Source organism: Lysinibacillus sp. BPa_S21, assembly GCF_023337795.1.
Classification (GTDB): Bacteria; Bacillota; Bacilli; order Bacillales_A; family Planococcaceae; genus Lysinibacillus.
Map to the genome: position 1 here is coordinate 36935 of NZ_JALIRS010000002.1, position 12054 is coordinate 48988.

8 protein-coding genes are annotated in these 12054 nt (G+C 36.7%); 1 reads left to right on the forward strand and 7 read right to left on the reverse strand.

The window, feature by feature from the left end:
* Nucleotides 1-343: 343 nt before the first annotated feature.
* The 5 genes from MOK21_RS03465 to hutU form a co-directional block, all read right to left on the reverse strand.
* A complete protein-coding gene (locus MOK21_RS03465) occupies nt 344-1663 on the reverse strand; it encodes a Na+/H+ antiporter family protein (RefSeq protein ID WP_249073024.1) in 1320 nt (439 codons plus the stop codon).
* A gap of 102 nt (nt 1664-1765) precedes the next feature.
* Nucleotides 1766-2929 carry a M20/M25/M40 family metallo-hydrolase gene (locus MOK21_RS03470; RefSeq protein ID WP_249072590.1) on the reverse strand — a complete coding sequence of 388 codons (1164 nt, stop codon included), beginning with the start codon at nt 2927-2929 and terminating at the stop codon, nt 1766-1768.
* A 15-nt stretch (nt 2930-2944) separates the two neighbouring features.
* Nucleotides 2945-4210 (reverse strand): imidazolonepropionase, encoded by a 1266-nt coding sequence (gene hutI, locus MOK21_RS03475; protein ID WP_249072591.1) that lies wholly within the window; start codon nt 4208-4210, stop codon nt 2945-2947.
* 12 nt (nt 4211-4222) lie between these two features.
* Nucleotides 4223-5575: a YjiH family protein gene (locus tag MOK21_RS03480; RefSeq protein ID WP_374110097.1), complete on the reverse strand. Its 1353-nt coding sequence runs from the start codon at nt 5573-5575 to the stop codon at nt 4223-4225.
* A 79-nt stretch (nt 5576-5654) separates the two neighbouring features.
* Complete coding sequence (gene hutU / locus MOK21_RS03485; protein WP_249072592.1) at nt 5655-7370, reverse strand: urocanate hydratase; 1716 nt, start codon at nt 7368-7370, stop codon at nt 5655-5657.
* 279 nt (nt 7371-7649) lie between these two features.
* On the opposite strand from hutU, the gene MOK21_RS03490 reads away from it, so the two are divergent.
* Complete coding sequence (locus MOK21_RS03490; protein WP_249072593.1) at nt 7650-9332, forward strand: sigma-54 interaction domain-containing protein; 1683 nt, start codon at nt 7650-7652, stop codon at nt 9330-9332.
* A gap of 156 nt (nt 9333-9488) precedes the next feature.
* Here MOK21_RS03490 and MOK21_RS03495 read toward each other — a convergent pair whose 3' ends face one another.
* Complete coding sequence (locus MOK21_RS03495) at nt 9489-10658, reverse strand: hypothetical protein (RefSeq protein ID WP_249072594.1); 1170 nt, start codon at nt 10656-10658, stop codon at nt 9489-9491.
* A gap of 11 nt (nt 10659-10669) precedes the next feature.
* Complete coding sequence (locus MOK21_RS03500) at nt 10670-11848, reverse strand: amidohydrolase (protein ID WP_249072595.1); 1179 nt, start codon at nt 11846-11848, stop codon at nt 10670-10672.
* Nucleotides 11849-12054: the final 206 nt, after the last annotated feature.

Genomic DNA, 12054 nt, shown 5'->3' on the forward strand with positions numbered 1-12054 from the left:
TTGAATTATTATATGAACAATAGTTAGCGAATCCGTTATCAACCTTTAACCACCAACACTCCAAAAATTTTTCACACGAAAACAAAAAACGGTTTTCCTATATTATGGCTCATCACTTTAGCATGTGGTTGATTTCTGTTCCAACAGATGCTTCGAGCAAAGCTTTCTGGTGGTGTTCATGGAGCCAACAGATGTTTTTTGCGCGAAAACAAAGTGGCAGCAAAAAAGTATGCTAGAAGGCACCTTCAAGCATACTTTTTCTTATTTACGATACCCTGTTCTTATCTTATTCAATACATAAAATATCAAATCTCACCCTTTGCTTCCTACTAATGATTGGTTCCTATAAAACCATTGCTGCTATAATGCCAAATATAAATAAAGGAATATTATAATGAATAAATGTTGGTACACACGTATCCCAAATGTGGCTGTGTTGTCCATCAGCATTCAAACCTGATGTAGGGCCTAGTGTACTATCTGAAGCAGGCGAACCTGCATCGCCAAGAGCACCAGCAGTTCCAATAAGCGCTGCTGTAGCGAGCGGACTAAATCCAACCGCTGTACATAACGGTACAAACACAACAGCTAGAATCGGTATTGTCCCTAATGATGTACCAATCCCCATTGTGACAAGTAAGCCAATGAACAACAATAAAGTAGCGGTAATTAGCTTACTTTGTCCTGTCATCCCCGTCATAGCTTCTACAAGCTCTGCAATCGCATTTGTTTCTTTTAAAATTGTTGCATAGCCCGAGGCGATTAACATAATAAATGCGATAGTCCCCATTAGCTTTACACCATTCTCTACAACTTCTTCACTGTCTTTAAGGAAGACAACTCGACCAACAAACATAATAATAATTCCTGATAATGCGCCTAAGACAAGTGAACTTAAAGATAATTGGATAACTAGTGCTGCAAATATTGCTAGAAGAGCTATCCCACCTTTACGATTCAATTTTATCTCTGTATTCTTTGTCATTGTTTTCTCATAATTATAGATATCCTCTTCAAGTTGTTGATACTCTCTTGGCTTTTTGTAAGAAATGAATACAGCAATGGCTAATCCTACAAACATACCAATAGCTGGAATTGCCATAGCTTTTGGTATTTGACTCTGTACTATTGCCATACCATTTGCTGTCATCTCTTGCGCGATAATTCCTTGGAATATTAATCCGTACCCAATTGGAATCCATAAGTAGGGCATTTTCAAGCCAAATGTTAATGCAGATGCCAAGGCACGACGATCTATTTTCAATTTATTAAAGAAAAATAATAGTGGCGGTACTAATATTGGAATGAACGCAATATGCACTGGAATAAGTGTGCCAGATAAACACGCGATTATTGCCAAGGCGAAAATTAAAATATATTTATTTGGCTTTTTAAATGATAGGAGTTTTTTTATGAGAATATTAGCTAAACCTGACTGTGCAATCAAAGCTGCAAATATCCCTAACAATATATAACTTAAAGCGGTTTCTGCCTGCCCGCCCATGCCACCAATAAAGATGGATACCGTTTCAGCGGGCGTTAAACCCGCTACAAGCCCTGCTATCATTGCAGCAATTATTAAAGCGAAAAGGACATGAATTCTACATAAACTTAAAACAGACAAAACAAGCACAGAGATAAATACCGGATTATCTAACAATATATAACCCCCATTTTATATTTAATAGGCATTTCTTAGTGTTATACTCGAAGCCTTTATCTGTTAGATTCCTACATATTTTTCGAAGTTCTCTACTTTATATGATTAGCATCTATGCCGTTCATACCATTGTTCTATTAGCGCAGCAGTTAACCTACCCGTGTTAACTAAGTTGTCGATACTTATACTCTCTCTAAAAGAGTGAATATTCTGAAAACCGTTCCCGAGCGTAATGCACATCAGTCCATTTTCATTTAATACATTTGTATCCGCTCCACCTAGCGTTTTCGTTAAATAGGACGTCACTCGAATGTTTTCCGCTGCTTCCTTTACGGTTTTGACAAGAACATTCTCCTCTGAAATATTAAATCCTAGATATTTCTTGTCAATTTTCACTTCCACAGTTCCTTGATTTTTCTCCGCTACCGCTTCCATGACCTCTTTCATATGTTTTAGCTGAGCATCTAATTTCTCTTTAGAGAAACTTCTTACTTCTCCGCCAAGTGTTACAGAACCTGGAATAATCGATGTTAGCTCTCCACCGTAGACAACGCCTATATTCGCAAGTGTTTCACTATCAATCTCTCCTAACTTCATATTTAACAATCCTTGTGAAGCAATCAGAAAAGCACTTTTTCCAGCATCTGCATTTAGCGCAATATGTGCCGCATTCCCATTGACAGTAAACCAAATTCTACTACTATAAGGACCTTGTAAAATGATTTGCCCTACATCACCACTACTATCAAAAATATAGCCGTTTCGACTTTTTATTTTTTTATAATCCATATGTTTTGCACCGACTAAGCCTGCTTGCTCATTTACCGTTAATATGAGTTCTATTGGGCCATGTGGTATGCCACTTTCTATAATGGCACGCATCGCTTCGATATAAGCTGCAAGTGCTGCGCGATCATCAGCCCCTAAAATGGTTGTGCCATCTGAGTAAATAACACCATCTTTAATAATTGGCTGTAGATGCTCTGTTGGTAATACTGTATCCATATGTGTAGAAAAGAATAGAGGCGGAATCGTATCATCTATTCCTTTATGCCAAGCAATCAAATTTCCTATTTCTCCATTAAAACTTTTATGCGCCTCGTCAAATTGTAAACTGAAACCTAGCTTTGGTAACTCTTCCTTCAGAAAAGATGCTACAAGTTTTTCCTTCTTACTAGGACCATTAATTTTTGCCATTTCTAAAAATAATTTCACTAATCTTTCCTCATTTATGTGAGTGGCGGCCTTTGACGTTAATTCAACATTCATTTGTATCTCTCCCTTCTAAATTACTATGTTTTCTCTTACCCATGTTCCTTCACTTATTACTACTCGACCACGTTTTATGACCGTATCCACAATATTCGTCCCAAGCTCATAGGCAACATGCTTATAGTTTGGTACATCCCATATTTGAATATCTGCAACTTTGCCAATTTCTAATGTTCCGCGATCTGTTAAATTCAATGCCCTAGCCGCTACTTTTGTTGCAGCTTTAATCGCTTCCTCTACCGTAAATTGATAAAGTCGACAAGCTAAATTAATGACAAAGGACATAGAACTTGTATAACATGCCGGGCACATATCAGTCGCTAAAGCTATTTGCATACCGCTATCTAGCATTTTGCGAGCAGCAAAAGGCCGCTTATGTGCAACAGCAAAATCTAAAGCCGGCATCAATACACCAATAACCCCCGCTTCCGCTAATTGTGACATTACTGATTCTGGTGTATAGTTCAAATGATCAATCGAAACCATCTTCATTCGGGCTGCTAAATCTGAACCACCAATATAAGAATAGGCATCCGCATGAATTTTAGGTAGTAATCCGTACGCTACTCCCGCTTGTAAGATACGCTCGGATTCTTGCTCAGTGAAATAGCCTTCATCACACCAAACATCACAGAATTCAGCTAAGTTATTTTGTGCTACCTGTGGAATCATAACGTCAATAATTTCGTTGACATATTGTTCCTTCGTTAAGTGATCCGGAATACCATGTGCCCCTAAAAATGTATTCACAACATCAAGTGGTGTATTTTTGTGTAATTGACGACCTATGCGTAAAATTTTCAATTCACTTTCAGGTGTTAACCCATAACCACTTTTACTTTCAACTGTAGTTGTGCCATGTTTAAGCATTGTCATCAAACGTTTTTTGGATTGCTCAAAAAGCACATCTTCAGCAGTATCTCTTGTAAGCTCAATTGTATGATTAGGCCCTATTGTCATTGATAGCTTTTTCAGATTATCCTCAATGTTTCCAGACAATTTAGCAGCATATTCTTCAACCCTACTGCCATAAAAAACTAAATGTGTATGCGCATCAACATAGCCTGGGGCAACAACCTTACCTGCTGCATCAATACTATTTCTATCATCTATTTCATAACGTTGCTTTAATTCTTTATAAGAACAAATATCAATAATTCGTTCATCCTCAATAACAATTGCCGTATTAGTCAATATTTGGAAATCTTGCATCTTATCTCCCGTACAAGGTAATATTTGCGCTGCATTTTTAATAATATAGTCCGGTCTTTTTAGCACTCGATCACTCCTTTACAGTAATAAATAGGCGATTGGTGTAACGATAATTAAGGTTAAAACGCTACGTACAAACCATATTCCTATCATTTTACCTAACGAAATCGGAATTTCCGTTGACAAAATGCATGGAATAAGCGCAGAGAAAAAGAGAATAGCAGAAATAGATAAAGTACCTACAATAAAACGTGTTTCGATAGCGCTCTCAACGACTACGAGTGATGGTAAAAACATATCCATTAAATTAACAACTGCTGCCTTTGCAACGATTAATGGCTCAGCAATTTGCAGTAAATATGTTACAGGCACAAACAAATAAGCTGCATAATCAAAAATGGGTGTATGATTGACAAGCCATAAACCAATAAGACCTACCGACATAATCGTCGGCAAAATACCCATTGCCATCACTAAGCCATCTTTCACATTATCCTTAATGCTTTGCCAGAGGTTCGGAGCTTTTTCAGCAGTCTGCATCGCTTCTCCCCATGCGTGCTGTATACGTTTTTCTTTTACGATTTTCTCCTTATCACCATCCACTTTGTTGTAGTATTCATTACTAATATGACGAATTGGCCAAATACGGACACTAATCGCTGTAACTAAAAAAGTCACTATGAAAGTAATCCAAAAATAAAGATTCCAAATATCCATTAGGTTTAAAGTTTTTGCTACAACAATCATAAAAGTCACAGAAACGGTGGAAAACCCTGTAGCAATAATAACCGCTTCTTTTGTGGTATACTTCCCTTCCTTATAGATCCGGTTTGTAATTAATAACCCAATTGAATAACTACCGACAAAGGATGCCACAGCATCAATGGCAGATCTACCTGGTGTTTTCCAAATTGGGCGCATAATAGGCTGCACTAAAATCCCTACAAATTCTAGTAAGCCATAACCGACAAGCATTGCTAAAAATATGGCGCCAATAGGGACTAAAACGCCAATTGGAGTAAGAAGTGAATTATACCAATAGGGTCCCATATCTTCAGCCAATAACCAGCTAGGCCCAATATTAAAAACAACAAGGACAGAAGCAATAGCACCAATTATTTTTAACGCCGAAATCACCATATCTACTACCGATTTATTCCATGTTTTTTGATAAATAGGATAAATTGCCCCAGCAATAACGATAATCAAAATGTAGTAGACAATCACTGATGAAAACTGTGTACGGATAAACGTCACTAAGTGATCAAGTGGAATTGTCTTTTTTCCATTTAACGTTATGGAGATAAAGAACATAAATATACCAAATAAGCTAAAGCCAAAAAATTTATAGACCGCTGATTTCGAATAAATAGGAGGTACTTTTTCTAGCATATTGTCAAAATCCAATGGCGTTGATTCAGCTTTTTTCATGTGTTGTCACCCTTTTCTTATATAAAATGAGGCCAGATACATTTTTACATATTGCATCGGCCTCTGTTGATTCACTACTTCACACTTGTTCTTTGACTAAATCTTTTGGTCCAAAGGTTGCAGTTGGCTCCCACCATAATGGGATTTTAATACTTTCATCAGTTAATTTTCCTTTACCATTCGCTACATCTTTTGCAGTCTCATAACCCGCCTGAGCATGACGTACAACACCAATTCCTGAATCCACTGTCATCGCTACTTCCAAACGCATATCAGATTCATCCGTACCATCCGCAATCATCGTTACACCTGTATGAACGGCTTCACCCATTGAATAGTTGGCTTGAAGTGCAATTAAATCACACATGCCTACTGCATTGAGTAAGCCATTTAACACCGGCCAATCAGAAATTAAATCGCCTCCATCCTTCATATTTTCTGATTCAAACGTTGGATTCACAATCGAACCGGAATCCAAATTATCGCGAGAAAACGCTACAGGACCACTTAACTCTCCTCGACGAATCATATCATTTACTTCTAAAGCAAATTTTTTACGTTGTCCAAAGCCCATATAGCAAATACGCGCTGGTAGAGCTTCTATTGGAATATGCTGCTTCGCTAGCTTAATCCAACGTGTGACAAGTAAATCGTCATTAAATTTATCTAAAATCATATCATCTATTTTGCGTAAATCTTCTGGATCCCCTGACATACAAATCCAACGGAATGGTCCTCGCCCTTCACAGAATAACGGACGTATATACTCAGCTACAAACCCCGGTAATCGTTTAGCCTCTTTTTCATCAAATCCTGCATCGATACATTCTTTACGAATACTTGTCCCATATTCAAACGAATGAACGCCTCGATCTAAGAAAGCAATTAATGCTTTTAACTCACGAATCATTGTTGTTCTTGCTTCTTTTAAATACTCGAGGCGATCCCGATCTCGCAATGCCTCAGCCTCTTCTACAGTGTAACCTGCCGGGAGGTATGCGATTGGATCATGTGCAGGGGTCATAGACGTTGCTATATCTGGTAAGAAATCAATTTTTAATGCTTGCTCAAAAATATCCGCTGCATTTCCTACTACAGCAATCCCTAATGCTTCTCCAGCTGCTGCTTTTTTCTTTGCAAGTTCAATCGCCTCTTCTAATGAATTAACAACTACATCGATAAAACCCTTTTCGATACGACGATTAATGATTTCAATATTGGAATCACACAAAATTGCAACACCACCATGCATTGTCATTGCTCGTGTTTGGTTGCCCCCCATCCCCCCTGCACCAGCTGTTAATAGGATTTTCCCTACAAGTGAATCACTATAATGGAGTCTAGCTATTGCGGATAACGTTTCAAATGTTCCTTGAATAACCCCTTGAGTGCCAATATATTCCCAAGGTGCAGCTGTATAATTAGCATACATAGTTAAATTCTTCTCTTGTAAATCGTAAAATGTTGGCCAATCTGCTTTCATAATATTTGTAGTAGCCATTACAACAGTAGGTGCGTATTTATGCGTTTTAAAGACTGCCACTGGCATACCTGATTGCACTACTAGTGTTTCGTCATCCTCTAAATTTTTCAGGGAATCCACAATTGCATGATAAGACTCCCAGTTTCGAGCTGCCTTTCCAATACCCCCGTAAATCACCAATTCTTCAGGTTTTTCAGCATTTTCCATATTATTTTCTAACATTCTTAAAATAACTTCTTGGCGCCAGCCTTTGCATCGTAATGTGTTTCCACGCTGAGCCTTTACTGAATATAAAATTTCTGGTTTTGTCATTTAAAACTCCTCCTTTTTTCCTTACACACTTAAATAAAGCAAATAACGTGCCAACTTTAAAATTACCCTTTTAAAAAGCGATAACAATGCTATTTATAGAGTAGATTTTTAAAACATCTAGATCTAAACGCTCCCATACTACTTTAAATAAGCGCAGATACATTTTGCATCATTTCTTTTTTCTGTATTTTGTTTCTATTCAGAAAATATATATGGTAGGATGTATGAAAACGCAGATAATTTTTGCATGCAAAATAACGCGAGAAAGAAGGTTTTTGTATGAGAGAAGAATTAAAACGTTTTTCAAAAATATTTGGCGCAAATATCATTGCATTAGATAGTACTTTCCAAGTTATATGGTGGCATTTCAACGATGGTATCTCATTAAATTTAAAAGTTGATGTGCCCTTAGATACAATAATGGACATTGATTTAATGTTATTTCACCAACCGCAACGGTTACAAATTCAAGAGCAACATCTATCATTTACAATAGAACCCTTCTATTTAACAGAACAATTTTATTTCATATTAGTTGAGAACTTCGTAGATTTTCAGCATTCATTACAAAATAAAGTCTTTGTATTAGAAGAAATTATTGAACATTTAGATGAAGGTATTATCGTAAGTAATAAAGAGGGTGACATTATATATTACAATGAGGCACTTGCTAAAATGGAGGAGCATAAAAAAGAGGATATGCTTGGAAGGAAACTTTGGGATGCTTATAATTATCAAGATCGCCGGCTATCAGAACATAATCATATTTTAAAGACAGCAAAACCAATTTATACTAAGTACCGTGCTCATGCTTATTCTGAAAATGAACCTAAATTTGTAGGCTATAGTTCCTTCCCTATTCAAAAAGATAACCAAACAATCGGTGTATTTTCGATCACACACACAGAAACCAGCTTACGAAATCAATTGCGCCAAACTCTAGATTCGAGGCACCAAACAATGGAAGTGCCAGAAGTTGTGAAACGGAACAATGGCACTATTTATACATTCCAAGATATTAAAGGCAACAGTCAGGAACTCCAGCAAACCATTATTGAGGCCAAAAATATCTCGATTTACAATACCGATACACTAATCGTTGGCGAAACAGGTACAGGTAAAGAATTATTTGCACAGAGTATGCATAATTTAAGTCCTCGAGTAGCGAAGCCCTTTGTAGCGATTAACTGCGCAGCTATTCCACCAACACTATTAGAGAGTACATTATTCGGCTCTGTAAAAGGTGCTTTCACTGGTGCTACTACTCAAGAAGGTCTTTTTGAATATGCAAAAGATGGAACACTTTTCCTAGATGAGATTAATTCACTCCCAATGGGACTTCAATCTAAATTAATGCGTGTCTTACAAGAAAGAGCCGTTAGACGCGTCGGTAGTAATACCCTAATTCCAATCAATTGTACAGTCATTAGTGCATCTAATGAGGATCCCGAACTACTAACAGCGAATGACCGAATGCGTCTTGACTTATTTTATCGTATTGCTCATTCAAGTGTTTACATCCCTCCATTACGGGAAAGACCAGAGGATGTTCTTTTTTTTATCCAACACTTTTTACATAAAAATGTTCTTAAATATATGAAATCAGACTTAACGATAAAACCCGAGCTCTACAAAATACTTGTAGATTACGATTGGCCAGGGAATGTCCGTGAGCTAGAACACTTAATTGAGAATCTTGTAATACATGCAAATTCAGAAAGTAGTATTACAGAAGATATGCTACCGCGTTATCTAAAAAATAAACTATCGATGAAGCCTACTACTTCAAATAAAAGGCCCTTCAAAACACTCATGCATACTAACGAAGAACAATATATTCGAGAGGTTTTAAAACAGTGTGGAGGGAATATTTCAGCTGCAGCAAAGCAATTAAATATTTCCCGTCAATCTCTGCAGTATCATATGAAGAAGCTAGCTATTCGTAAAGAAGATCTCATTTAATAATTGACCGATAACTCTATTCGTAACAAAAAGGCTGTCCAAATTATATGCTTGATCATAAAATTGGGCAGCCTAGTTATGATTTTATGTCTCATTCCTTCATTAAAATCTATGCAGTGTAAAGTTCATTTGAAAAATTATCGACTACTACTCTCTTTATATTGTTTTAATTAATATACTTGCAATAACAACACTTCCCAAGGTTACAGTTGTAAATCCTCCAACAAGCATTGGCGTCAAAATTTCATTGAAGATTTTTTTCTGTTCTTCTTCTGTTTCACCAATACTTCGACTTACTTCCTCACAGACAATGTAATCTCCTGGAAAACCAAATGTTGCCGTCAACGCTACCGGTATTCCTAAATAAAAATCCCACTTAAATAGTTTTGATCCTATAAAACCACCTAAAATAATTCCTAGTATTCCTATACTAAGAATTGTTATAACCGCAGGCAAATTTTCGACAAACATATTGAACGTAATATCATTCATCATTCCTAAAACAATAAAAATAATCCCAGCCATACCAACTGTAAAACTATTTGATTTTTCCATCACTCGCTCAGGATAAAATTTCACTAATCGACCAATCATACCAATTGCTAACCCCCATAAACTATAAGGGATTCCTGTCACTTTGGATAAGGCAACTGCAAGCGACCCTCCGATAAATAACATGAACAATAGTACTAACGATGTCTGATATTTTTTAGGAATGATTAATTTCTCTTCTTCATCATTTTGGAACGAGACAATATCAGATGCTACAAATGAACCACTATGGATTTGCTTACGGATTTTCATTGCATGTTTCCGTAACAAAAGATTGGCTAGTGGGATTCCTATAAATGATTGGAAAGCCATTATTAATGCAGGAATTGTAAGTAAACTAACTAAGCCTAACTCTTTTAATCCTTCCGAAGTAATCAAAACAGCAATAATTCCGCCATTTAAAGGGCCTGTTCCAGCAACTGCTGTTTGATAGTCAAAAAAGAAGGTAACAATCGTTAAGATAAAGAGTGAGGCAAAAAGCATACCCATTATTGCAATAGCAACAGCCTTCCATTGCAAGCGAATCATTTTTAGTGGTATTAAAGTTCCCATATGGACTAAGATTAGTGCTGTACCTAATAGAGATCCTACAGTTAAAAATGTAGAGTTAGCAATTAAATCCTTCGGAAAAATTCCCAACCATAGTAAGACCAAATATCCCATCATTGCTACAAAAAGCATCGGTACTCTCGCCTTGCTAATAATTGAAAGGATTTCTCCCAGTGCGACTAACCCTAGAATAATCATTGCTGCAATTATAGGTTCTTGAAACATTTTATCCTCCCTTAAGCATTTATTGTTAGAGCTGTATTAATTAGCACTTTCAAGCCAACTGCTAAAGATTCTTCATTAATAGCAAATTTAGGATGATGATGCGGATAAATTAATGATTCGTCCTCCACAGCTGCACCGACTCCTATAAATACACCGGGAACTTGCGTTAAAAATGCCGAAAAATCTTCTCCTCCCATGAACGGATCAATGTGTAAAATATAATCTGGCCCCATATTTTTTTCAATAATATCTTCCACCAATAAAGTCAACTGCTCATCGTTTACGACAGAAGAATAACCATAATTATATTTGAATTTATAATCAGCACTATGTACTGCGGTTAAATGTTTTACTTGAAGTTCTATTTGTTCTGCAATTAACTCTCTAACTTCCTGCGAGTATGTTCGTACACTACCACCTAGCAATAAGCGATCAGGAATGATATTTTTAGCGCTTCCCGCATTAAACTCTGTTACTGCTAAGACAGCACGTTCTTTCGCATCTACCTTTTGAGGAACAATTTGATGCAATAGATTGGTTATTTGTGCGCCAATTAAAATAGGATTTACAGAATCCTGTGGCTGAGAAGAATGCCCGCCCTTTCCAATAATCTCAAGCTCAAACGTATCAGAATTTGCGGTAAAAGGACCTGAACAGATACCTATTTTTCCTGTAGGGAGCATTGAGAATAAATGTAATCCTATAATTTGATCGACACCTTCTAACACACCTACCGACACCATTTCCTTTGCTCCGCCCGGAAATACTTCCTCGGCATGCTGAAATATAAAGCGAATCTCTCCTTTTATACTATTTTTCAAAGTAGACAAAATTTTTGCAGCGCCCAGTAGCATTGCTGTATGTCCATCATGTCCACAAGCATGCATTACATCCGGCACTTTAGAAGTGAATGGCAAATTCGTTTCTTCTTGAATAGGTAGTGCATCCATATCTGCTCTTAAAGCCAAACAATTTCCAGGTAGATTACCTTTTAAAATAGCTAAGACACTTGTTTTCGTTGGTCTAGAAACCTCTAAATTCTCAAAAGAGTTCAATTGATTATAAACGAAATCAGATGTCGCATATTCCTGATAAGACAATTCAGGATTTTCATGTAAATATCTTCTCCACTCAATAACTTGCGATACCATTTGCTCAATTTCTCCAGTAACGGTTAAAATGTTAGCCATATGATTTCTCCCCTTTTATTATGATAATGTTGTTCACACTACTTCACACAAAGTGCAATGAAACTAAATTAGTCGATTAACTCTCTTCTGGAAACAGATTATTCAGAAAATTATGTCGAAACCCTCGACCTTACCGTTTTCTATTTCTCCCGTTCAATCCCACTCTTCCTTCACCTTTTTATAAACACAAATTTTTACTACGGTAG